The organism is Alicyclobacillus dauci (assembly GCF_026651605.1).
In the GTDB taxonomy this organism is placed as follows: domain Bacteria; phylum Bacillota; class Bacilli; order Alicyclobacillales; family Alicyclobacillaceae; genus Alicyclobacillus; species Alicyclobacillus dauci.
Map to the genome: position 1 here is coordinate 2,356,777 of NZ_CP104064.1, position 23,053 is coordinate 2,379,829.

Below are 23,053 nucleotides of genomic sequence, written 5' to 3' on the forward strand. Positions count from 1 at the left end.
TACGTGATTCCTGTATCATCCGACCTTCTTGCGCTGTATCAGAAGGGGCCGATATTCCAGACGTCTCGGAAACTCCAAGTTCTTGACCGGAGTTATCGAGTGCTCGCTGAATTCACCGATGAGATATTCGACGGCCAGATTACATGTGACAATTCCCGCAGCGCCATCAGAAGCATGGATATCAAGCTAGTGAACACGTCTGGTCAGTTTACATGGGGAGCCAACAACCTCATATGGTTGGACAAATATTTCAAGCCGTTTTACGGAGTCATGGTGAATGGTCAATGGGAGTGGATACCGCAAGGCGTCTTTCCTTGTTCTCAGCCTATCGCAGATTCAGAAGCATCAAGTAAGGCGGTTAACGAGGTTGAATTCCAAGGTGGCGATAAGATGGATTACCTCGGAATTTGCGAGGATAACATCACAGTCGCAACTGGGGGTGATATCGGAACGGAAATCAAGGCCGTACTGAATGGAATCGAAACGATGTTCCTATTCGACGATACGTCATCAATGCAGAAAATCCCCTATGACATGACGTGGCCGGCGGGAACACAGTATAGCCAAATCATTAGCGACATGGCCGGAATCATCACATGGGAGATTTTTTATGATGTAAACGGATATCTGAGACTTAGAGCGCCCATCGACCCAACCACTACAGTGCCGATCCTTACGTTGGATGCGAACGGAGAATCGTTCAGTTTGTGGGCCGGCGCTCAACGGCAAGCGGATGACTCGAACCTAGCCAACTACATCGTCGTGTATGGCGGTTCATCGCAGACACAGCTTGTATCGTACACCATGCAGGACAATGACCCGAATAGCCCAACGAGCATCCAACGTATCGGCAAGCGTGTCTATCTGCACAACAATGGCAATCCGGACCCCGTTATTACTACGCAGGCGCTTGCACAGTACCGAGCCGAGTACGAATACAAGAAACGCCTACAAGTGGTCGAAAAACTCAATTTCAAGGTGTTCCCGGTGCCGTTCATGGATGTCGATGACGTTTATCAGATTACGGACAGTCGAAACGGTACGAGCGGTAAGTATCAAGTAGTCAGCTTCACCCTTCCGTTCGGAACGAGCAGCACTTCATATGAAACCGGGTACCTATGGCAGGTGAGAAACTTTGCAAGCTAAAGCGGATAGAGCGAAAGCAATCAAGTGGCTTCATCAACTCATAGATGACCGAGTGAACCAGCGCATTCGAGAACTTGGGATGCCTGGTTTTTTAATTTCAGGTGTGGTGAGCACGACGCGAGTAACTAATGGGAACACGTTCGCGGATGTGTATCTGAATGGATCGGCGGTCTCTTCGACAAACATTCCTGTGAATCCAGACATCGCGGCCAATGTTACCGCAAACACGCCCGTGTGGGTGCTACAGGTGAACTTCAATAGTCTTGATCTCTATGTACTCGCTAGAAAACTGGCATAGGAGGTGATGTGATCTGACTGCGCCGTATGCACCATCGCAACTTGTTCTCGGAAACTTCGATGCAGCCCAGGCGGCTATGGCAACCTGGGCTTTTTCATCTTCCGATACCACGGTCACGCAAGCATCTTACGACGTGCAGGTATATAACAACTCAACGGGTGCCTTGGTATTCGATACGGGGTCCATTGCAAGCAGTGTTTCACAGTATGTCATTCCCGCAAACACGTTGGTTAACGGGACCGAGTACAAATGGCGCGTGCAGTACACAGACAGCGGAGGAAATGCGTCACCCTGGTCTGATTACCAAGTTTTCAAATGTTCCTCTGCTCCGACTGTTTCCGTAACCTCGCCAACATCAGCGCAAACCATCACGGCAAACACGGTTACCGTAGCGGGTACCTATTCTCAGTCTCAAGGTGTGTCTGAACAGAGTTTCCGCGCAGTGATCTTCGCGAGTGACCAGTCGACGATTTATGCCGACAGCGGAACGGTTTTAAACACAGCGAATCAGTATTCTGTCTCGGGACTCCCAAATGGCACCTATTACGCTCAGTTCACCGTCACGAGCGCGGATGGGCTATCAACAACGTCTGGTAAAGTCCAGTTCACTGTAAACTTCAATGGCCTTGCATCATCAGTCGGCATATCCACAACGCCATTGCCGGATGCAGCCGCCATACGGGTAGACTTTTATACTCCAAAGTCGATACCCGGGACCTATGTGGGGCCGGGTGAAACGTACAAGCCGGGTAAGTGGGGGCAAGCAATACAAGTCGCCGCATTAGGTGAAAAGGTTTATTTCACAGTCGCGCCGTTCAACCAGTTCATGTACACGTCGTGGTTTTCTCCACAGATCGCATCATCAGCGATGAAAAACGATCAGGTGATCGCGCACATCCAGGCTGATGCAAACAATTACGTAGAAGTACGATATGACCCTGTTGGGCAGACATTCATTCTGGATTATTGTGTTGCAGGCAATATATTGACTACGGTTAGCCCCAGCGGATTGACGTTCAATGCTAATGACTGGCTAATGGTTGCTCTGCGGCAAACGTCAACGCTTGATGCATTCGTGGGCATCGGTGGCAATTGGTACAAATGGACGGTGGAGGTCGACACAACAACCACGTCCAACACAATTGGCGTGATGACGTTTGGAACAGGTACCTACGCAAACCCAGTTGTCGTGAAGAACATGAGTTATACCACGGCTTATATCGGATGTTCCCCACAGGATGGCAATGAAGCCAATGCCTTGTTCGACCAGACGCACTTAACAGCCCAAACACTGACGGATTCCGATATCGAGGAACTGTACACCAATGCAACACAGCAAACGTTCAACTTCGAGTCGATGTTCCTCGCCAACTTTGACGGAGATTTAGAAGGCGGTACAGCGACACCGACGCCAATCGACCATTGGAATGTCTACCGCCTCTACAACGGCATTCAGAAGTTGCTTGCGACGATATCCAATACGGGTCAGCCAACCGTATCATACACAGATTCCACGCCATTTTCGGGACTGACCTATCAATACAACGTGGTTCCGGTGGATACATCGGGGAATATCGGTAATCCACAAACAGCGCAAGGGAGTGTTGAGTTTGATGGGTGGTGGTTATCAGATCCGACGACAGGTTCATTATTCCAGTTCTACCTTAACGTGGCCGACGTGCCACTCAAGATGAATCGACAGCGTACCGAGTATCAAACGTCCGGCAAGTATCCCATTGTGGCGTATTCACCGACGAGGTACAGAACAGGAACACTCAAATCGATGGTTGTTGACCAGTTCAACAGTACCCAATCTCCGCGAGAACAATATGAGTCCTTGCAATCCATGATCGACACGCACAATATGCTTCTTTTGCGAGGAGATGAGGGACAGGGATTCATGATAGATGCCTACGGCGAGATCGATACCGTACCTTCCCGCAACCACAAGCAGTATCACAATGTTGAAATATCATGGACGGAGGTGGCAAGTGCGTGAGTACGCAATATCCTAATGCAATAGACTCATATCCCGTTCACTCAGATAATGTGAATGAAAAAATAGCCGCGTCGGTGCTGAATAATATCCAAGATGCAATCGTGGCCCTAGAGCAAAAACTCGGTCAGTCTGGGTTAACATCCATGCCTACCGTCGGCCCTGCCGATTCGCTCACCATCGTTAATCACCAGGTCTACATCAGTAACGGGACGTCATGGAATCCAGTCGGCGGTGGTTCGGCGGGATCGGATGCAATTGAGGTTGAGCTGACTTCCACGTCTGCAACGACTGTAGCGAGTTATACACCAAAGGCCAACGGTAACTATGTGGTATATGTATATTTCCGTGTGACCGGTGCGTCCACGAACGTGACGGTATCAGTTACCTATGACGATGCCGGGGGTCCAGTGACCAATACATTATTACCAACTCAATCTGAAGGTGTTGGAAGCTGGAGTCTTGTACCTCTGTTCATCAACGTGACTACTGCGGCACCAATCGTTGTGTCTGTCACTGCAGGAATAGCGAATCAAGTATATGCGTCGGCGTCGGTTGTGGGGGTGTAATGAATGGCTAATGGACAGTTAATTATTCCCGGGACGGCGTCCCCATCTGACGTGTTAGCGACTAAGACCTTTAGTGCCGGTTCTAACTACGGAGCAGCAGGTACGATGGCTAACAATGGTTCTCTAACGGTCAACCCTGCTGGTTCAGCACAAACATTCGGAGCAGGATACTACTCTGGAATTACCGTAAACCCAGGTTCGCAAAAGGCTTCGGGCACAACGACGAGTAGTTCAGGTCAATTGACATTTTTATCGCACAACTATAGTTCGGCGGGATTGTACTATATAACGGTTTCTGGTTTGTCTTTCCAGCCATCGCTAATTGTTATTGAGTTTCATAATGGTTCTGCATTTGGCAGGACTATTTATAGTCAATTTGATGGGGACGGAACCGGTGATTTCATTAAGACATCTACAAATACGTCTACGTGGATGGGTTACGTTGATGGATCGTCCGCCTATGTTAACTCAAGCGGATTTCAATTACCCACATATGTAAGTGCATCTCCTGGTACATGGTATGCCTATAGTTAAGGAGGGGTAAAGTTGGATCAAATAGGGCGTAAGATTTACTACGAGTTGTCAACCGGGAATGTCATTCTAGACACAGGTGAACGCCAAGGTTCTGTCGTTGAGACAACCGAGGAACAGGATTTTCAAATGTATGCTGCACTTCAGAAGTATCAACAGAATGCAGTTGGTGTTCTACAACTAAGTTTTGGAGATTACGCTCAAAACTTCGCCACATATCCGTATCACGTTGACATTACACAGACCCCCCCTGCAATTGCGTGGGACACAGCGAATCCTATAGGCGCGACGTTAGCCGACGTACAAACGGCGAAAATAGCCCAACTGAGGAACATGTACAACCAAACGCTTGCCGCTGGATTTAACGTGACTATCGGTTCTACGCAATACACGTTCGGATGGACGACGGATGATATTACGCATATGGACGCTACACAGAATGCTGTGGCAAAGGGGTTTCTAACGTTCCCGGTTCAGTATGCGGATGTGAACGGTTCACCTGTGTCGATTCCAGACCAAACGACGCTAGACAGCATCGAGTCGACGGCTACAAAGTTTATGACTGCACAGCATCAACAGGTACTTAATCTCATTGGGCAGGTACAATCCCCAACCGCAACGACATCAAGTGTCAACGCGATTCAATGGACTCCAGCTACTTACTGATCATTCAACGGATTTCGTTCCCGTTTGATTTCCTCGGCAAGCATGAGAATATCATTATCCAGGTTTGCAAGTGCCTTTTGAACTTCGGGTAGATGTAAGCCATAACTTAATGCTTTCTTATACGAGTTTCTCGTTTCGCGAAGATTTCCCAAAAACCTGGCCAGATCCCCATGGGCAATATCTGTTTTCCAGGTAGCGAGTGCAGGATCGGTGTCCGCCATAGAGATGTAGGAACGAGCATTATCTTTGGCTTGCGCGATTTCTTGCAGTGAGGTGTTGATATATTTGTGTATGCGTCTCATTAATAAGGATGCATGTTGAAAATACCCATCTGGGTACGCTGGAAAACGCGTGATGGTTTCTGAAGCATTTCGTTCAGCATCGTCATATCGTCCACCAGACTCGTATGCGATTGTCAATAGCCTATAGACGTTCGACAACTCTACATCTTGCTGCGGCACGCTTTCTCCAATTGAGCATGCTTTTTCTAGATGATGTATCGCTTCTTCGACTTCGCCTATGCGTAAAGCGTCACGACCTAAGAAGAAATGTATGTCTAAATCATTTGGGTATTTGTTTACTTCCTGTCGTAACAGCTTGACGTTCCGCCGTGCTTTATCGTAAGTGGATACGACGGTCGGATCATAGCCATCGTGGAAAAAACGAATATTTATGTAGAACTTGCGCGGTCTTGTTTCGTCCGGGTTTCGAATTTGTTCATGGATGGACCGAACCCACCGTAAGTTCCGATTTCGAGGGAACATTCTTGCTTCAAAGTCCCTTCCTTGCATTCCGTTGGCTTGATTTGTTCTAACGATTTGGAGAACAAACTGATCTGAGACTGAGTCAAAAATCCCAGCGGCTTCACGAATCAAAAATACGTCTTCGTGGTTCAAAATTTCATCGGAATCGATGGCGATTACCCAATCGGAGTTTGCCAATCCAAGGCTAAAGTTTCGTGCAGCTGAAAAGTCATCACACCAAGCAAAGTGGTGAACGTGGATATCCATGCCTTCAACGATTTGTACAGTATCGTCAATCGACCCTGTATCCACGACTATGATTTCGTCAACGGCATTCTTCAGTGGTGTTAGACAGGCGGCAATGGTACGGGAGCTATCACGAGTCAATAGAAGCGCTGTAACTGTCTTATGTGGTACTTCGAGCAAGTCCATTACGATTTGATCAGTAAAATCATCTTGGATACCTTCGCTGAATGCAATAGCATCATCAATCCACCGACTGAATGGATCGAGTAAACGTGCGCGACGAAAGCATTTCAACGCCATTGTTCCATGTTGTTGTTGAGCGAAGGATTCACCTAGGGAAGACCACGCCTGACTGTCGATGCGGTTTTCTTGCAATCGTTCTACGCAGGCAGACCTTGCATCGTTAAATTGCTTTTGTTTCAAAAGTTCAATGATTTCTTCATTCGTTATCACGACATTTCCTCCGTCCATTTCTGCTAGAACTATCGTACAAGAAATTGAAACTATGTACCACAGCACCCTTCGGGGCGCTTTTTTCATGCCCAAAGAGGGGGTGAGACCATGCAAACATGGTGTGAACCGGGCGATGTTCTTGTGTACTTCAAGCCGGTGAATCTAACCACACGCCTTATCGAATACGGAGAGGAACGGATCGACCCAGGAGAGGATAGATACGCGTATCACGTCGCCATCGCGCTGGATCGTTACAACAAAGTTGAAGCGAATGGACAAGCGACAGAGATCAACCCAATCGACTATGACCGATGCGAAGTGTTCCGGCCACCATATGACCCAGCTAAGTTGCCCGGTGCACTCGCGTGGGCACATATGCAAGTGGGTCGATTATATGGATGGATAGGCATCATCGACCAAGGTCTCCGGGATATCTCCGGGGGCCTTTTGCATTTGCCGCGATGGTTCGTGACATGGGCGAATAATCGCTGGCCGTACTGCTCTACATTGGCGCAAAGCATCATGTCCCAGGCCGGGTTTGACGGCGTTCCAAACTGGCCGCCTCCTTCGCCGGAGGATGTGTATAAAACCGTGAAGCAATGGCCGGTTCAATGAACATGAGTAGGGGTGATCAAGTGGATTTAGCAGTACAGGTGAAAGAGAACACAGAGGCCATCAAGGAACTCCAGCGAGCACAAGAGAGGATCGAGCGAGACCACGACACTCTGTTAACGCTATATAAGACCCAGCAGGCCACGCTGACAGAGTTAAAGACTGATGTGAAAAGCGATCTCTTGGAGCTAAAGAAGGATCTACGCGACGATATTAAACAACTTGGGAACCGTCACGACCAAGACGTCCAGGAAGCGAAGCAGGCATGGCCGAATCGAGCGCACCTTGCTGTTGAATGTGTATTGGGAGTCGCAGCCCTCTGGGGAATGTTCCATCACTAAAAGGGGGCGATTTGTTGAATATCATCAATCGAGCCGTCGACTGGTTAGTGGATTCATTCGGCGGCTTTTTATTTTTGGTTCTGTTTAACTCGATATCTGTGCTATGGGTAACACTCGGACTCGTCGACCCACATTTCTTCGATCCCTTTCCCGGAAATTTCTATACCCTGACTGTCTCATGGCTGGCAATCAATATGTCCATCCTCATTCTCTGGGCCGAACGACGTAATAAGGCACGCGAGGAACGGCAGAAGCAGATCGACCTACAGAGAGCCATCAAAGACCGGGAGCAGGCCGAACAAGTCCACCGGATGACGGAGGCTATTCTCAACCTGTCAGAGGGCACCCAGCAGATCATCAGTGTGCTTATGGAACACGTTGAGGAGGATAGCCACGACATAAACGAGATCCTTGAGGCTGTAAAGCCGCATGACAGTGAGGTGGTTAAGTGAGTATCGAAGTCCCGGACATATCAAGTTATCAGCCTAGTGTCGATTGGAAGACCGTTGTCTTAGGTGGCATTGGGGCAATGTTCTTCAAAGCCACAGAAGGAGCCACATGGAACGACCCAACATTCATATCGCACGTAAAAGGCGCTCACTCGGTAGGCATATCGGTGGGCGCTTATCATTTTGCGCACCCAGAATCGAATGACCCGATTGCCGAGGCGAAGCACTTTGTTTCAGCACTCCAACAGACACCAACGGACCTTATGCCAGTGCTCGACCTGGAATCTCCAACCAGCCCGGGCGCGCTAACCGGTGCAGAAATTACAGCGTGGGCGAGATCCTTCGTCGATTATGTACAAGCCCAGACTGGCCGCAAGGTCATGCTCTACACCGGCGTTTGGTACGTGAACACGTACGGTCTGTCGGGTCTAGGCGATTTACCGCTATGGATCGCAGACTATGGCGTTCCTTCGGTGCCCCAATGTGGTGACTGGACGTCCTATCTCATGTGGCAGTACACGGATTCGGAGACCGTCAACGGCATCCCTGGAAAGGTCGACATGAGCTACGCCCCGTCTGTAGACGCATTGCGCGGAAATTACACGGAAGGAGACATGCAACCGATGAGTAACCCGACTGTCCAACTGAATTCCACGGGATCGGCAGTTGCCCAACTTCAGAAAGACTTAATTCAACTCGGCTACACCGTTGTCGGTTCCGCTGACGGTGCATTTGGCCCTCACACACTCCAAGGGGTTGAGCAGTTCCAGAAGGACCATGGACTTACGCAAGACGGTGTTGTCGGTCCCGCTACATGGGCCGCGCTTAATGCCGCCTTACAACCGAAGCCAGCGCCTAAGCCGACTCCACAACCTCCAGCATCAACCGGTCCAACGCCGGATGACATACAAAAGGCACTATCACTTCTTGAACAAGCTACTCAACTTCTCAAAGGATAAGGAGAGATTCGAATGATTACAGGATTCAATCTGAACGATTTGTACACGGGTGGTATCGCGGTCGCAGGAATCAAAGTCGTGGAATACTCAATCTCGAAGATGAAGAACAAGAAATTGCAAGCGTTGGCGACGGAACTGCTACCTGCAGCCGAACATGAGGCACAGACCCTGTTAAGTTCACCTGCGGCTAAAGCTGTGGAAGCCAAGTTACATCTTGAGCTCAATCACACGGCAGATCAACTCAAGAATTCCGCACTCGCCCAATGGACGCAAGCGGCACTCCATGGAGCCGGGAAAGTGTGGGGCGAGTTGAGCCCAGCAGAACAAGGGGCGGCCATCGCGTTTGTACAGAAACACTTGCCATCGTCAGTGGAAGCGACAGAGAAGGAGATCGCGAAGGCATTCCAAGATGCGCCTCAGCTCGCGCAGATGTTCGCAGGGGACGCTGCATATGTGAAGGCGCAGGAATTGACTGTCCTACTCTCCAAAGCGACTGATACTGCAGATAATGGACAGTCTTCCTAAAGAACGACGCGCATGATAGGGCGTCGCATAGATAACCATACACATTATGAAAAGGGGGTATTGTTTTGCAGAGAATCCGTGTATGGCTATGTACTGCCTTATTCTGCTTTGGCGTGGTGAGTATGGGAACTGCCATCCATGTACCAAAAGCGTACGCTCAAACGGCTACTGTCAGTGCCAATGTAGAATTCCGAGTCGTGTCGGCAGAAGACTTTAAAGCGCTCCAAGGTGCTCGATTAATCATCATAGATAGGAGTGGCAACGTCCTAACTACTGGATTAACAAACTCTAATGGCGTTTGGTCGGTGCCTCTCAACGTAGATGTCGATCCACGTTTTAAAGACTTAGGAGTCGTAACAGCCATCTGCGTGGCGAATGGTCATAACGAACACGTGGTATTTGAAGTGCCTGTAAGGCAGGGGACGGTTCAGCCAATTACACTGTATCCCATTAGGCCGAGACTTAGAAATGAAGCATCTGCCACACTAGGACAACTACATCACTTGGATGTCATCAGCATTGTAGATCGATATGCGCAGAAAGTCGGCTTGACGCGGCAACCCGCAATAGCAGGTGAGGCTGGGTATGCTCCATGGAGTCCTGCACTAAAGACGGGCCGTTAAACAGAATGCGCGGATCTCCTACAGATAATGGACAGGCTACTCAACCCGCCGTATCGTAAACAGTGACCTCCTTGGTCAACCGGATGCCCTGCCTCCTCGGAGGTGGGGCTTTTATGTAGGGAGGAGAAACATCTTGCGACCTACGCTTACAGGTATGTAGGTGCAAGTGTCCTCCGTCCTCATCATAACATGTTAGTTTACATAACACAGGTAACAAGTACTGGTATTGTCTCAAAGACACCGGATGCCCTCAGTCTTCGGACTGGGGGCTTATTTTGGATAACAAGATGATTGCTCGGGAATAACAAATTGACATGGACAAACATCAACGTGTATGAACAAATGTTTGCAAAATGTTTACATGGTGTCATTGTGACTCTATAATGAATTGAACATACGTTCGCAGCTAGCGAACCGTTAATTATCTTTTTGAGGGTCAATTATGGTTCTCAAAAGGCCGGAAGAGGGGGATTTGAGATGGCTGCAAATGTTTCTGATGTTGCCAGCTTCTTCATTACCCGTGCATCTCGCGACGGTCGAACCATTAGCAATATGAAGCTGCAGAAGCTTTGTTTTTATGCGCAAGCCATTCATTTGGCACGTCATGGGAAACCACTCGTCGACGTTCCGTTTAAAGCATGGAAACACGGTCCTGTGTGCCCTGAGATTTACCATGAGTATAAGGTATATGGTCGAGATCCGATACCCGCTATTGCAGGGGATGGATTTGATGCGTTGGGTGCATTTGACGGGGATCAGTTCGATTCGTTGATCTGGGTATGGGATCGCTTTGGTGACATGTCTGCGATTAGATTACGCAATCTAACTCATGCGGAAGACCCGTGGCGTCAAGCTTATGGTCACATAAACGACGAGATATCCACGAACTCGATGTATGCGTATTACAGCAATAAATTTGGTGAAGTCGATGAGTACGACTCATTTATCCAAAATTGTCAGGACGAACTCAATGATGAGATTGCGTCCGGGCAAGTCATATCTGAACCGACGGATGACATGGTGTACGAAATGAAATCCAACCACGAGTTAACTAAAGGTATCGCACGAAAGTCCCTTGACCAATATCTCAAACAGGTGGATGTAGAAAATTGAATTTGCGGTCACTAATGCCGATAATTCGAGGGCAGGTGCGCGGAGCGCATCTGCCTGGCAAGTTTTTAGCCGATGAAACCTATCAGAAAAAAGGGAAGTATAAGTATTTTGTGGTCCTCCAGGGGGATGACCATTTTTCGAAACATCCTTTTCGAGCAGTTGCGTTAATAAACTCAATTGAACCAAAACACGTCACTACTACATCTCAACATCCGGTTCAAGATCTAAGTATGTTAGCCATCCGTCAAGACGACGAGATTCTTGACCATGGCTATATTGACTTAAGTTATATTGTTATGCTTTCTGCAACGGACATTCGTAATTCTGATTATATACATACGTTGGACGAGCAATCATTGCGCGTTATGGATAGGCGTTTATTAGCTGGATTAGGTGTGATAGCGCCTCGGAAACCAAACTAATGGATTCTGAGGGCTTTTTCATCTTTCCTTCATACCGAACCTCACCACAGCCCCACTCAATCAAACACCCGATACACAAGCCACGCGTCATCCCATCGATGTTCCAACTCTAAAAGAGCCATATCAGCCGTCAACACTCGATACATCACACGCTCACCTTCATCACGAATCCAGTCGCCCATTTCACGCCACTCGTCTAGGTAGTCCGTTATGCGGTGCTCAGTGCCTTCAGCGTCTGTGTACGCGAGTGGGCGGCCTTTATCGTCTATGCGGTTTACGTGGATTGGTCGGTTTACTATGCGGCTCACGCTGTGGATCGTCCTCTTTTTTTGTATGTTTGCTCGCTTGGTTATCTTCAGTCATGCGTTACCTCTCTGTGCTCGCGGGAACTCATCATTCGTCATCCTCGTGGTACCACACTTCATCTATCCTCAAGTCCAAGACCTTCGCGATCCGGAACGCCACCTCTAATGTCGGCACTCGTTTACCAGTTACTATCTGACTAAGAGTGGTCGTGGTTACACCAGACCGTTCAGCAAGCCACGTCTGTTTAATTCCTCTTTGCTCAATCACTTCACGCAAATTAGACCTGATCATTTAAATCACCATACATACACTTCTTTGTCCGGTTTCCTTTACCTTCACACAAACGGAAAAAGTGTTTATGTCCACGCATATCTCCAAGCCCTCTCCACGTATCGTCAAGTAACGACACGATGAAAGGTGAGGCGATATGGAGTACGGATCAAAGAAGCGACACGTATTTTTCAACCTCAATGACCCGACGGAACGCGCCATGTACGAGTTGAGCAAGCGGACGAATTTTAGTGGTCTTATGAAGCAGTACCTTGCTCGAGAGTTGAAGCGGCAGCAGAAACCGCCGGAAGCATCCGTCAAGGTCCAGTTAGGCGGTGACGGGAAATGAGTGAGGAGGAAAAGTTGCAGTATGCCGTCCTTGCGGCTCTAGGCGAAATGCTTGTCGAGAAGTACGAGATTAGCCGTCTCATGGCGGCTCACATGGCGATTGATGTGTACGAAACGTTCATGACCACCTTGCACATGAAAGCGGGGTGCGGTGAGTGCCACTGTTCATCAAACCTCCTGTAGACGTTGCACCGATGAATCTGCACTTATATCTGGAGGCATGTCACAAGGCCGTAAAGTTGCTGAAAGAGACAGGGGTACCTAAAGAGGAGATTCCCGAGAAGATGACACAGGCAATAAAAATTGTAATGGAGTGGATCGGATGACTACCTCAACCGTAATCGGTGTCATCATAATCCGCATCGTAATGCAACGCTGGGAACGCCATATTCGGCGCTCGATCTATCCCTATGAGGAGGCGATTCAACGTGTGGCCGCGCCTCATTCTACACATCACAAACAAGTTCGTTCGAATCAATCCAGCCGACCCCATGACGCAGTCAAACTTGCATGATGTTGTGCAACTCATTTCAGCGTTGCTTGGAGGGTGAGTACATGGATGATGACTTACTGGAGGGTAGTGCGGAGTTGCCAGAAGTTGATTGGGATGACATCGAAGACGTCCGGAAGGAGACGAGTGAGTGACGTGGTATCGCTTATTGTGCCAGCCCTTTTATGGTCTCTCGGTAACCCGGCAGCGTTAACCGCTATCGGAACAGGTCTCGGTATTTCGGTCAAAGTTGTTGGTGGAATTATCGTTGGTGCCACAATCGCTCATATAGCGCTTGGAGAATAGGAGGGTGAACATGGATGTCACAAAGGTTTTCCCAAACACCCCGGTCATGCGTAAGGATTCACTTGTCTGGGGCCCGGAGGAACACTTGTCGAAAGCTGATGCTGAAGCCATTCACCAACATTTTGAAGCGATTATTCAAATCCTTGGGCGTGCCGGGTTAGACAAAGTTCATATGATGCAATTCTTCGACGGCCTAATACAAAACTGGTGGATCGACGTGAGTGTGCGTGTCGTTCAGACCATTGTGGAGTGGTTGCCCATATGAGCGAGAGCAAACTTACAGCCGAAAGTTTAGCCGTTCATGGACTTTGCGCTTTCATCGCTTACAAAGGTCTGGAGAAGATTTGCGATGCGATGAGTGGCTTTGCAGTCGACGGGAATGGTTACACAGGAGCGCTATTGACGAACGTGTCTGGCTGGATAGGCACGAACGGTTTTGTGACTATATGCTGCGCATTGTGTGCGGTCCCGCTCATCATCAAGTTGGCGGGTACAATTCGACGTAAGTACACCAAGCGTCGTCAGGACTTCGGAGGTGCAGATTGGTATGACGAGTTGGTCAATCCCAATAGGAAAGACGCGGTACAACCAGACCGTATACCACAACATAAATAAGATACCGCACGCTAAAGTGGCCGGCGCAACGGGATCAGGGAAAACCGAATTTCTCCGTTACCTGGTGACTTACATGTGTATGCGGTATTCGCCTAAGCAACTGGAGTTCATCATTATCGACTTGAAGAATGGAGTTAGCTTCGCACCGTTTCAATGGTTCCCACACGTACACGGCATTTTCAAGACTGTTCCCGAAGCGGTTGACGCGATCAAAAAGGCGTATGAGACCATGGTCGAGCGCCTTATCGAAGTCGAAAGGCTCCGTGCAGTGTTCCGACGTGAACCTGTTTATTCGCGCCTGATCGTTCTAATCGATGAAGGTGGAGAGCTGTCGCCTGCGTTTGCCGTAACCGACGAAGATAAAGCCATGAGACGTACCGCTATGCATTATCTCTCCAGCATTGCACGCATTGGCCGGGAGCCGCGAGTGAACATCATTTATGGCACGCAACGACCGGACGCCGATACGTTGCCCGTTGCGATCCGCGGTCAATTAGAAGGTGTCTTTTGTTTCCGTACAGAGAACGAACTCGACAGTAAGATTGTGTTGCGACATGAAGGTGCCGAGAAACTTAGATGGATCCCAGGGCGATTCTTATACAAGTCGCCACTCGTCAAACATGACATTGAAATCCAGTCACCGTATGTCCCACAGAAGGTTCTTAAACGTCTTATCGAGCCGCTAATTCCCTCTGATACGTTCTACGATATACCTCGTGACGAGGTGAGGTTCAGAGACGAGCAGGTGCAGGAAGCAGGCGACGTCGCCTGCTTGGAAACCCCTATGAAGACTAAAAGATGGGGCCGTATTTCATGAAAACTTCTTTATATAACGATTTTTTTAACTTTGTTTTGGCTTTCGCTGCCGCCGCCCGCATTTTTTCATCCCGGCAATTGGCGACACATCCCTTTTTGCGTGATAGCTCACAGCCGCAGAAGCGTGCACGTGAATTTCTATCGTTGTATCCTCGCGTGTTTGAGAAAACGCGCAGCACGAGTGATAAGCAATGGCTGTGGCGACTTACGACCGGAGCGAAGCGCAAATACGGTTATACTTTCAAATCAATCGCGGGCGATACACAGCGTCGTGACCATTGGCTGGGATTGGGAGACCTATGGCTCGCGCTGACTTACGCGGGAGGGCGCCCTTCTCGCTGGACCACAGAACCGCATGCACAATTTGATGTCGATTTCACATGGAATCAGAAACGCATGTTAGCTGAATATCAGCGCAGCATCATTTCACCAAAGAAGTGGCTGGAGAAATGGGATAAACGGCTGGCCTGGTATAACGAGCAGAAGTTTGACGATGAACCATATGTACTTCTTATCGTTACCACAGATCAGTCGGATACTGCAATTCAAGCACCACCAGATACGATTGTGTGCCGTGATGTGAAGGACGTTCCACGCGCGCTTATGAGAGTGAGGTGATCTCATGCTCGAAAAACAATTTGCCGACTTCCTAACCACGCAAATGCATGCTAAAGTGGAATTATTATCCCGCGAAGTTGACCATCCTGCTGTTATTGAGTTGCAAGCGTATATTGATCAACTCGACACCATGTTTAAGGCCATTCTCAGCACAGAAGAAACCGCACCTAGAACCCGCACAAAGCGCCGAACAACGGAGCAAAACTCACCTACCTAATTCAGCACACATCTTAGGAGTGATTCATTGGATCTCATCCCAATCCTGTTCGGAAGTGATCGCACCGACAACGACTTCTTCCGGATGTATCTCGCTTTAATGACGCGCTATCTGGGTGACGTTCAGTATGTCATTTACCAAACGCGTGACTATCACAACGGCCTTCCCTTCTGCGACGAATTGGATGCATATAATAGCCGGTTTTACGCGGAGGGGAGACTGACCGACGAGCAACACCAAACATTCCATTGCTCTATCGCGGGATTCCGTTTGGATATGTACGACAACTTGGATTACTGGGAAGACTTTGTTCGATACTTTGATGAACTTCTTGAGACGACAAACCATACGGTCCTGTGGATGTATGAAGATGATCATGAGACGGAACTCAAACGGTATTTTATCTCTGTGGATGCTGAAGGTTTGAACTCTGAAATGCACTGGCTGTTTCAATATGATAAGCGCTATCGACTGATCCAAAGGAAACTTGAGAAGTTAAGGCGAGACGGAAAGGTCGGCAACCTGAAACACAAGCGACGGTCGGAGCTAACGGAGGATGAAGTCCGCGAACGTTTTAATCATGCGATGAAGATGATCCAGTTGTGGAGGGGAACGTAAAGAGAGCGGAGCTGTTTAGCTTCCGCTCTTTTTTGCTAATCTGCAAATCAGTCTGCAAATCACACTCAAGTTTTACACAGTTTTATGAAGTGATATGGAGTATCGAAAACCGCATCATTTCTATACATTAGATATCACTAAGTTTCGCAGAGTTGATAGTTCACCTTCCACGCCCAGATGTTCCGCGCGCTGCTGGAAGTGAATGCGAATATACCGGTTCTTATGAATGGAACGGAACAATTCAAACTCATGGGTGAAGCGATTGCAACTGTCTACGGGAGTCTGCACCGAATCACACACAGAGAGATTGTTGAGCACCTAACGACATATTCGAGAACGATTGGTAACGGACACGGTCCCCCAACGCGACGCCTTAGACGTGTTTATCAATTGTATGAAAAACTGAAGGTTAAGTTACATCGCTGGGATTACGATGATATTTTATTGTCCGCCCTGGAGGTCATTAAACGTGCGCAGGTTTTACCCTACTTCGATGGGCTAGAGTATCTATTGGTAGATGAATTTCAGGACACCAATGATGTTCAATGGGGAATTGTAAACGCGTTACATCGACGTTTCGACCTTCCTGTGTTCGTCGTTGGCGATGATGACCAGTCGATATACGGATTCCGTGGTGCTTCACCAAAGTACTTGCAACAGGGAACGGCAACATTTTCTAACGCAAAACAGTACTTATTGACATTCAATTTTCGTTCAGACCGTAAAATCGTGTCTCACGCTGACACATTCATTCGCCACCTGAATGATCGGATCGAAAAGCCCCTTCAAGCGACTTCCAATGCTGCTGGGTTCGTTCAAGCATATGGTGTTACGAACACGTTAGTGCAAACCACCGTCGTTTCAGACATCCTGCAGGGCATCATCGAAAATAGCTCGGCGAGCGTATCGGTTGCCGTTTTAGCGCGAAACCGCCGCCAATTGTATGAAGCCTGGCGTCGTTATCGTGAGCGTGTTCAGTCAGGCGGCTCGCCGACAAATCGGGTTGATGTCGAATTCAGAACGTTCCACGACAGTAAGGGTAAAGAGTGGGATGTTGTTATTCTTCTTCACTTAAGTGTTACACACGACCGAGACTTCATGTCGGGAACGGACAGTGAACGGAGGAATGAAGAGCGCAGACTGTTCTATGTGGCTATGACTCGGGCGAAGTTCGCATTGATTTTATTTGTTCCATTCGAACGCGATGGTGTTCGAACTGCGCCATTGGCTTTTTTACAGGAGGCGAACATTAAAATAACAGCGTGGGACGCGAAGGACGTCCATCGTATAAGGGAAACATTGGATAGGTAAAAGGGCGAAAATGATATTGATCTATACGTTCCAAGCATGGTATATTAGTCGACGTCGCTTCTGAAGCTTGTCTTTCAGAGTGACCCAATATACCGCATCACTGGCGCATTTGTTCGCGGTTCGGTTTGCGAATTGAGTTGGACAGCTTGTCTCAGATAGATGAGCTTCGATAGTTCACTCGGAGACACGAAAATGCGAGAACGAATGCAGAACTTACCAGTGACAATGAACATCGATTCATGGTATATTATTTCTCGCCGCTTCGACGGCACTGATTGATTTTGGTTCCTTGAAAACTAAACACACCACGCCTGAAAGTTTCAGTCGAGACAGCTTCGGTTGTCGCGACAAACGGATAACATTCTGGCGAAACGCCAGTAACATTTATTGAGAGTTTGATCCTGGCTCAGGACGAACGCTGGCGGCGTGCCTAATACATGCAAGTCGAGCGGACATCTTCGGATGTCAGCGGCGGACGGGTGAGTAACACGTGGGCAATCTGCCTACCAGACTGGAATAACACTCGGAAACGGGTGCTAATGCTGGATAACATTCACGAAGGCATCTTCGTGAATTGAAAGATGCAAATGCATCACTGGTAGAGGAGCCCGCGGCGCATTAGCTAGTTGGTGAGGTAACGGCTCACCAAGGCGACGATGCGTAGCCGACCTGAGAGGGTGACCGGCCACACTGGGACTGAGACACGGCCCAGACTCCTACGGGAGGCAGCAGTAGGGAATCTTCCGCAATGGGCGCAAGCCTGACGGAGCAACGCCGCGTGAGCGAAGAAGGCCTTCGGGTTGTAAAGCTCTGTTGCTCGGGGAGAGAGACAAGGAGAGTGGAAAGCTCCTTGTGAGACGGTACCGAGTGAGGAAGCCCCGGCTAACTACGTGCCAGCAGCCGCGGTAATACGTAGGGGGCAAGCGTTGTCCGGAATCACTGGGCGTAAAGCGTGCGTAGGCGGTTGCGTGTGTCTGGAGTGAAAGTCCAAGGCTCAACCTTGGGACTGCTCTGGAAACTGCGCAACTTGAGTGCTGGAGAGGCAAGGGGAATTCCACGTGTAGCGGTGAAATGCGTAGATATGTGGAGGAATACCAGTGGCGAAGGCGCCTTGCTGGACAGAGACTGACGCTGAGGCACGAAAGCGTGGGGAGCAAACAGGATTAGATACCCTGGTAGTCCACGCCGTAAACGATGAGTGCTAGGTGTTGGGGGGACACACCCCAGTGCCGAAGGAAACCCAATAAGCACTCCGCCTGGGGAGTACGGTCGCAAGACTGAAACTCAAAGGAATTGACGGGGGCCCGCACAAGCAGTGGAGCATGTGGTTTAATTCGAAGCAACGCGAAGAACCTTACCAGGGCTTGACATCCCTCTGACAGGTGCAGAGATGTACCTTCCCTTCGGGGCAGGGGTGACAGGTGGTGCATGGTTGTCGTCAGCTCGTGTCGTGAGATGTTGGGTTAAGTCCCGCAACGAGCGCAACCCTTGACCTGTGTTACCAGCATGTAAAGATGGGGACTCACAGGTGACTGCCGGCGTAAGTCGGAGGAAGGCGGGGATGACGTCAAATCATCATGCCCTTTATGTCCTGGGCTACACACGTGCTACAATGGGCGGTACAACGGGAAGCGAAGCCGTGAGGTGGAGCAAAACCTAAAAAGCCGTTCGTAGTTCGGATTGCAGGCTGCAACTCGCCTGCATGAAGCCGGAATTGCTAGTAATCGCGGATCAGCATGCCGCGGTGAATCCGTTCCCGGGCCTTGTACACACCGCCCGTCACACCACGAGAGTCGGCAACACCCGAAGTCGGTGAGGTAACCTGTATCGGAGCCAGCCGCCGAAGGTGGGGTTGATGATTGGGGTGAAGTCGTAACAAGGTAGCCGTATCGGAAGGTGCGGCTGGATCACCTCCTTTCTACGGAGAAACACCCTTTCAGGTCGTGGAAATGTGTTTAGTTTTGAGGGAGCCAAAGAGTCTTCGTGACTCAGGCAAACTCAAGGCGCGCTACAAGATGCAAGGAGATCGAGGCGGAAGGACGAAGAGGAGTGAGCGTACTGTTTTGTACGTGAGCGAGTCTGAGGACGACCAATGATGAAATCCGCAGCATATTAGAGGGTGCAAGGTACCTTGGCAACTGAATATGGAACAACCTCGAATGTAAGAAAAACCGGTAACCGAAATGCGAGTAACAGGTTAACGTAACCGGGAAGTATATTTGACAAAGAGGCGCGAGGAATACAAGGAACGAGGAGGACAACGCACTGAGCGTACATAAGTACGTGAGGGAGTTGGCCGACGAGTGACGCAGTAGTCCGAAGTGGAGTCTTTTGTCAAAACGGTGAAGTTAGAAAGAGCGCACGGAGGATGCCTAGGCGCCAAGAGCCGAAGAAGGACGGGGCGAACACCGAAATGCCACGGGGAGCTGTAAGCGAGCATTGATCCGTGGATGTCCGAATGGGGAAACCTGCTAGTGAGAAGCGCTAGTACCGTACAGTGAATACATAGCTGTGCGGAGGCAACCGAGGGAACTGAAACATCTAAGTACCTCGAGGAAAAGAAAGCGAACGCGATTCCGTAAGTAGTGGCGAGCGAAAGCGGAGAAGCCTAAACCGTATACGTGGTACAGACTGCAGTCGATGCGTATGCGGGGTCGAGGGGCTGTATGTGGGGACCTGCAGGGAACCAACTGGAAAGAATCCATAGGAGAACGGCATGGGAAGGCCGGCCATAGACGGTGAGAGCCCGGTAACTGAAATGGATTGTGGAAAGTGATACAGACCCCAAGTACTGCGGGACACGAGGAATCCCGTGGGAATCTGGGAGGACCACCTCCTAAGGCTAAATACTTCTTGGCGACCGATAGCGGATAGTACCGTGAGGGAAAGGTGAAAAGGACCGCGGGAGCGGAGTGAAAGAGAACCTGAAACCGTGTGCTTACAAGCAGTCGGAGCATGCATGACATGTGACGGCGTGCCTTTTGTAGAATGAACCGGCGAGTGATGATGGCAAGCAAGGTTAAGGCAAAGGAGCCGAAGCCGAAGCGAAAGCGAGTCTGAATAGGGCGAATAAGTTTGTCGTCATCGACCCGAAACCGGGTGATCTACCCCTGGTCAGGGTGAAGTGCGGGTAACACCGCATGGAGGCCCGAACCCACTGGCGTTGAAAAGCCAGGGGATGAACTGGGGGTAGGGGAGAAATTCCAATCGAACCCGGAGATAGCTGGTTCTCCCCGAAATAGCTTGAGGGCTAGCGTCAGGGAATGAGAAGTGGAGGTAGAGCACTGATTGGGTGCGGGGCCCGCGAGGGTTACCAAGCTCAGTCAAACTGCGAATGCCACTTTGTCGAAGAACCTGGCAGTCAGACTACGAGTGATAAGACCCGTGGTCAAGAGGGAAACAGCCCAGACCAACAGCTAAGGTCCCAAAGTACTGGTTCAGTGGGGAACGATGTGGCGTTGCACAGACAACCAGGATGTTGGCTTAGAAGCAGCCACCATTTAAAGAGTGCGTAATAGCTCACTGGTCGAGTGGCGCTGCGCGGAAAATGTAACGGGGCTAAACCAGACACCGAAGCTATGGATGGAAACATGGTAGGGGAGCGTTCCATTTGCGGGGAAGCTGTGCTGGAAGGCATGGTGGAGCGGATGGAAGTGAGAATGCCGGTATGAGTAGCGAAAAGACAAGTGAGAATCTTGTCCGCCGAAAGCCCAAGGTTTCCTGGGGAAGGCTCGTCCGCCCAGGGTAAGTCGGGACCTAAGGCGAGGCCGAAAGGCGTAGTCGAAGGACAACAGGTTGAAATTCCTGTACCACCGCGGAGCGTTTGAGCGAAGGGGTAACGCAGGAGGCTGAAGGAAGCGGCCGGATGGAAGAGGCCGTCCAAGCAGTGAGCGTGGAGTGTAGGGAAATCCGCACTCCGTGAAGCGTGAGCTGTGATGGGGAGCGAAGAACAGTAGCGAAGTCCTGTAAGTCACACTGCCGAGAAAAGCCTCTAGTGAGTGAAGTGGTGCCCGTACCGGAAACCGACACAGGTGGGCGCGTGGAGAACACGAAGGCGCGCGGGAGAACTCTCGTTAAGGAACTCGGCAAAATGGCCCCGTAACTTCGGGAGAAGGGGCGCTTCGAGAGAAGCCGCAGTGAAAAGGCCCAAGCGACTGTTTAGCAAAAACACAGGTCTCTGCGAAGCCGAAAGGCGAAGTATAGGGGCTGACGCCTGCCCGGTGCTGGAAGGTTAAGAGGAGGGGTTAGGGAAACCGAAGCTCCGAATTGAAGCCCCAGTAAACGGCGGCCGTAACTATAACGGTCCTAAGGTAGCGAAATTCCTTGTCAGGTAAGTTCTGACCCGCACGAAAGGCGTAACGACTTGGGCGCTGTCTCAACGAGAGACCCGGTGAAATTGTAATACCTGTGAAGATGCAGGTTACCCGCGGTTAGACGGAAAGACCCCGTGGAGCTTGACTGTAGCTTGATATGGGATACGGGTACGTCATGTACAGGATAGGTGGGAGACTGGGAAGCTTGGGCGCCAGCCTGAGTGGAGTCGGCGTTGGGATACCACCCTTGAGGTACTTGTGTTCTAACCTAGGACCATAAGCTGGTTCGGGGACAGTGTCAGGTGGACAGTTTGACTGGGGCGGTCGCCTCCAAAAGAGTAACGGAGGCGCCCAAAGGTTCCCTCAGCGCGGATGGAAATCGCGCGGTGCGTGTAAAGGCAAAAGGGAGCTTGACTGCGAGACGGACAGGTCGAGCAGGGACGAAAGTCGGGCTTAGTGACCCGGTGGCACCGAGTGGAAGGGCCATCGCTCAACGGATAAAAGCTACCCCGGGGATAACAGGCTGATCTCCCCCAAGAGTTCACATCGACGGGGAGGTTTGGCACCTCGATGTCGGCTCATCGCATCCTGGGGCTGAAGTCGGTCCCAAGGGTTGGGCTGTTCGCCCATTAAAGCGGTACGCGAGCTGGGTTCAGAACGTCGTGAGACAGTTCGGTCCCTATCTGCCGCGGGCGCAGGATACGTGAGAGGGTTCGTCCTTAGTACGAGAGGACCGGGATGAACCGACCGCTGGTGTACCAGTTGTTTCGCCAGAAGCATAGCTGGGTAGCCAAGTCGGGAAAGGATAAGCGCTGAAAGCATCTAAGCGCGAAGCCAGCCTCAAGATAACGTATCCCATCCGGATAACGGAGTAAGACCCCTTGAAGAAGACAAGGTAGATCGGTCTGGAGTGGAAGCGTAGTGATACGTGGAGCGGACAGATACGAATCGGTCGAGGGCTTCACCAGAACAGAGAGGTTGTTCCATCATTCAAGTTGTAAGTACCGACAAACTGTAGCGAAAGCTGCGGTACATAGGGCGAAGCTAAGGAAGTACCATGTAAGGTACAAGATGCCTTGGTGGAGGGATCGAACGAAGCGTTCTGCAGCCCGTAAGGGCGAAGCCAGCGTAGA

Annotated in this window: 28 protein-coding genes and 2 rRNA genes; 27 read left to right on the forward strand and 3 right to left on the reverse strand. The window is 50.0% G+C overall.

Annotated features, from left to right (window positions below; genetic code table 11):
• Nucleotides 1-3 precede the first annotated feature (3 nt).
• The 6 genes from NZD86_RS12005 to NZD86_RS12030 all read left to right on the forward strand — a co-directional run bounded on the left by NZD86_RS12005 (nucleotide 4) and on the right by NZD86_RS12030 (nucleotide 5,206).
• Complete coding sequence (locus tag NZD86_RS12005) at nucleotides 4-1,146, forward strand: hypothetical protein (RefSeq protein WP_268041884.1); 1,143 nt, start codon at nucleotides 4-6, stop codon at nucleotides 1,144-1,146.
• Entirely contained in the window at nucleotides 1,136-1,444 is a 309-nt protein-coding gene (locus tag NZD86_RS12010) for a hypothetical protein (RefSeq protein ID WP_268041886.1), read from the forward strand. The genes NZD86_RS12005 and NZD86_RS12010 overlap by 11 nt, the downstream gene beginning before the upstream one ends.
• A gap of 76 nt (nucleotides 1,445-1,520) precedes the next feature.
• On the forward strand, nucleotides 1,521-3,443 hold the full coding sequence (locus tag NZD86_RS12015) for a glycoside hydrolase family 78 protein (protein ID WP_268041888.1): 1,923 nt from the start codon (nucleotides 1,521-1,523) through the stop codon (nucleotides 3,441-3,443).
• Nucleotides 3,440-4,009: a hypothetical protein gene (locus tag NZD86_RS12020; protein ID WP_268041890.1), complete on the forward strand. Its 570-nt coding sequence runs from the start codon at nucleotides 3,440-3,442 to the stop codon at nucleotides 4,007-4,009. Before NZD86_RS12015 ends, NZD86_RS12020 begins: the two co-directional genes overlap by 4 nt.
• 3 nt (nucleotides 4,010-4,012) lie before the next feature.
• The gene (locus tag NZD86_RS12025; RefSeq protein WP_268041892.1) at nucleotides 4,013-4,543 is read left to right on the forward strand and encodes a hypothetical protein; all 531 of its coding nucleotides are present in this window, start codon (nucleotides 4,013-4,015) and stop codon (nucleotides 4,541-4,543) included.
• A 12-nt stretch (nucleotides 4,544-4,555) separates the two neighbouring features.
• Nucleotides 4,556-5,206, forward strand: coding sequence for a hypothetical protein (locus tag NZD86_RS12030; RefSeq protein WP_268041896.1), 651 nt, complete (start codon nucleotides 4,556-4,558; stop codon nucleotides 5,204-5,206).
• On the opposite strand, the gene NZD86_RS12035 is transcribed toward NZD86_RS12030, so the two are convergent.
• On the reverse strand, nucleotides 5,200-6,735 hold the full coding sequence (locus NZD86_RS12035; protein WP_268041898.1) for a TPR domain-containing glycosyltransferase: 1,536 nt from the start codon (nucleotides 6,733-6,735) through the stop codon (nucleotides 5,200-5,202). The genes NZD86_RS12030 and NZD86_RS12035 overlap by 7 nt on opposite strands.
• A gap of 21 nt (nucleotides 6,736-6,756) precedes the next feature.
• Here NZD86_RS12035 and NZD86_RS12040 point away from each other — a divergent pair, with 21 nt between their 5' ends.
• The 8 genes from NZD86_RS12040 (at nucleotide 6,757) to NZD86_RS12075 (ending at nucleotide 11,692) form a co-directional block, all read left to right on the forward strand.
• Nucleotides 6,757-7,263, forward strand: a complete 507-nt coding sequence (locus NZD86_RS12040; RefSeq protein WP_268041900.1) for a hypothetical protein — start codon at nucleotides 6,757-6,759, stop codon at nucleotides 7,261-7,263.
• A 2-nt stretch (nucleotides 7,264-7,265) separates the two neighbouring features.
• Complete coding sequence (locus NZD86_RS12045; RefSeq protein WP_268041902.1) at nucleotides 7,266-7,601, forward strand: hypothetical protein; 336 nt, start codon at nucleotides 7,266-7,268, stop codon at nucleotides 7,599-7,601.
• A gap of 14 nt (nucleotides 7,602-7,615) precedes the next feature.
• Nucleotides 7,616-8,053 (forward strand): DUF1003 domain-containing protein, encoded by a 438-nt coding sequence (locus tag NZD86_RS12050; protein ID WP_268041904.1) that lies wholly within the window; start codon nucleotides 7,616-7,618, stop codon nucleotides 8,051-8,053.
• The gene (locus tag NZD86_RS12055; RefSeq protein ID WP_268041906.1) at nucleotides 8,050-9,009 is read left to right on the forward strand and encodes a GH25 family lysozyme; all 960 of its coding nucleotides are present in this window, start codon (nucleotides 8,050-8,052) and stop codon (nucleotides 9,007-9,009) included. Before NZD86_RS12050 ends, NZD86_RS12055 begins: the two co-directional genes overlap by 4 nt.
• 12 nt (nucleotides 9,010-9,021) lie before the next feature.
• Nucleotides 9,022-9,534 carry a hypothetical protein gene (locus NZD86_RS12060; protein ID WP_268041908.1) on the forward strand — a complete coding sequence of 171 codons (513 nt, stop codon included), beginning with the start codon at nucleotides 9,022-9,024 and terminating at the stop codon, nucleotides 9,532-9,534.
• A gap of 65 nt (nucleotides 9,535-9,599) precedes the next feature.
• Nucleotides 9,600-10,157 (forward strand): hypothetical protein, encoded by a 558-nt coding sequence (locus NZD86_RS12065; RefSeq protein WP_268041910.1) that lies wholly within the window; start codon nucleotides 9,600-9,602, stop codon nucleotides 10,155-10,157.
• 477 nt (nucleotides 10,158-10,634) lie between these two features.
• Complete coding sequence (locus NZD86_RS12070; RefSeq protein ID WP_268041912.1) at nucleotides 10,635-11,270, forward strand: Panacea domain-containing protein; 636 nt, start codon at nucleotides 10,635-10,637, stop codon at nucleotides 11,268-11,270.
• Between the two features lie 14 nt (nucleotides 11,271-11,284).
• Entirely contained in the window at nucleotides 11,285-11,692 is a 408-nt protein-coding gene (locus NZD86_RS12075; RefSeq protein WP_268041914.1) for a hypothetical protein, read from the forward strand.
• A gap of 56 nt (nucleotides 11,693-11,748) precedes the next feature.
• Here the strand turns inward: NZD86_RS12075 and NZD86_RS12080 are convergent, their stop codons facing one another.
• Both NZD86_RS12080 and NZD86_RS12085 read right to left on the reverse strand, forming a co-directional pair.
• The gene (locus tag NZD86_RS12080) at nucleotides 11,749-12,000 is read right to left on the reverse strand and encodes a hypothetical protein (RefSeq protein ID WP_268041916.1); all 252 of its coding nucleotides are present in this window, start codon (nucleotides 11,998-12,000) and stop codon (nucleotides 11,749-11,751) included.
• An 85-nt stretch (nucleotides 12,001-12,085) separates the two neighbouring features.
• Nucleotides 12,086-12,289: a helix-turn-helix transcriptional regulator gene (locus NZD86_RS12085; protein ID WP_268041918.1), complete on the reverse strand. Its 204-nt coding sequence runs from the start codon at nucleotides 12,287-12,289 to the stop codon at nucleotides 12,086-12,088.
• Nucleotides 12,290-12,425: 136 nt separating this feature from the next.
• Between NZD86_RS12085 and NZD86_RS12090 the strand changes: the two genes are divergently transcribed.
• From NZD86_RS12090 to NZD86_RS12150, 13 genes are all read left to right on the forward strand, one after another.
• Complete coding sequence (locus tag NZD86_RS12090; protein ID WP_268041920.1) at nucleotides 12,426-12,617, forward strand: hypothetical protein; 192 nt, start codon at nucleotides 12,426-12,428, stop codon at nucleotides 12,615-12,617.
• A complete protein-coding gene (locus NZD86_RS12095; protein WP_268041922.1) occupies nucleotides 12,614-12,799 on the forward strand; it encodes a hypothetical protein in 186 nt (61 codons plus the stop codon). Before NZD86_RS12090 ends, NZD86_RS12095 begins: the two co-directional genes overlap by 4 nt.
• Before the next feature lie 245 nt (nucleotides 12,800-13,044).
• Nucleotides 13,045-13,167 carry a hypothetical protein gene (locus NZD86_RS12100; RefSeq protein ID WP_268041925.1) on the forward strand — a complete coding sequence of 41 codons (123 nt, stop codon included), beginning with the start codon at nucleotides 13,045-13,047 and terminating at the stop codon, nucleotides 13,165-13,167.
• A gap of 86 nt (nucleotides 13,168-13,253) precedes the next feature.
• Nucleotides 13,254-13,412, forward strand: coding sequence for a hypothetical protein (locus NZD86_RS12105; RefSeq protein WP_268041927.1), 159 nt, complete (start codon nucleotides 13,254-13,256; stop codon nucleotides 13,410-13,412).
• A gap of 10 nt (nucleotides 13,413-13,422) precedes the next feature.
• The gene (locus tag NZD86_RS12110; RefSeq protein WP_268041929.1) at nucleotides 13,423-13,677 is read left to right on the forward strand and encodes a hypothetical protein; all 255 of its coding nucleotides are present in this window, start codon (nucleotides 13,423-13,425) and stop codon (nucleotides 13,675-13,677) included.
• Nucleotides 13,674-14,027: a hypothetical protein gene (locus NZD86_RS12115; protein ID WP_268041931.1), complete on the forward strand. Its 354-nt coding sequence runs from the start codon at nucleotides 13,674-13,676 to the stop codon at nucleotides 14,025-14,027. The genes NZD86_RS12110 and NZD86_RS12115 overlap by 4 nt, the downstream gene beginning before the upstream one ends.
• Nucleotides 13,960-14,844: an FtsK/SpoIIIE domain-containing protein gene (locus NZD86_RS12120; RefSeq protein ID WP_268041933.1), complete on the forward strand. Its 885-nt coding sequence runs from the start codon at nucleotides 13,960-13,962 to the stop codon at nucleotides 14,842-14,844. Before NZD86_RS12115 ends, NZD86_RS12120 begins: the two co-directional genes overlap by 68 nt.
• Complete coding sequence (locus NZD86_RS12125; RefSeq protein ID WP_268041935.1) at nucleotides 14,841-15,461, forward strand: hypothetical protein; 621 nt, start codon at nucleotides 14,841-14,843, stop codon at nucleotides 15,459-15,461. Before NZD86_RS12120 ends, NZD86_RS12125 begins: the two co-directional genes overlap by 4 nt.
• Nucleotides 15,462-15,465: 4 nt before the next feature.
• The gene (locus NZD86_RS12130; RefSeq protein ID WP_268041937.1) at nucleotides 15,466-15,678 is read left to right on the forward strand and encodes a hypothetical protein; all 213 of its coding nucleotides are present in this window, start codon (nucleotides 15,466-15,468) and stop codon (nucleotides 15,676-15,678) included.
• Between the two features lie 27 nt (nucleotides 15,679-15,705).
• On the forward strand, nucleotides 15,706-16,296 hold the full coding sequence (locus NZD86_RS12135; protein ID WP_268041939.1) for a hypothetical protein: 591 nt from the start codon (nucleotides 15,706-15,708) through the stop codon (nucleotides 16,294-16,296).
• Nucleotides 16,297-16,518: 222 nt separating this feature from the next.
• On the forward strand, nucleotides 16,519-17,607 hold the full coding sequence (locus NZD86_RS12140; RefSeq protein WP_268041941.1) for a DEAD/DEAH box helicase: 1,089 nt from the start codon (nucleotides 16,519-16,521) through the stop codon (nucleotides 17,605-17,607).
• A 383-nt stretch (nucleotides 17,608-17,990) separates the two neighbouring features.
• A 16S ribosomal RNA gene (locus NZD86_RS12145) occupies nucleotides 17,991-19,525 on the forward strand.
• Nucleotides 19,526-19,948: 423 nt separating this feature from the next.
• Nucleotides 19,949-22,888 (forward strand): 23S ribosomal RNA (locus tag NZD86_RS12150).
• The 16S and 23S rRNA genes sit together here, the layout of an rRNA operon.
• Nucleotides 22,889-23,053: the final 165 nt, after the last annotated feature.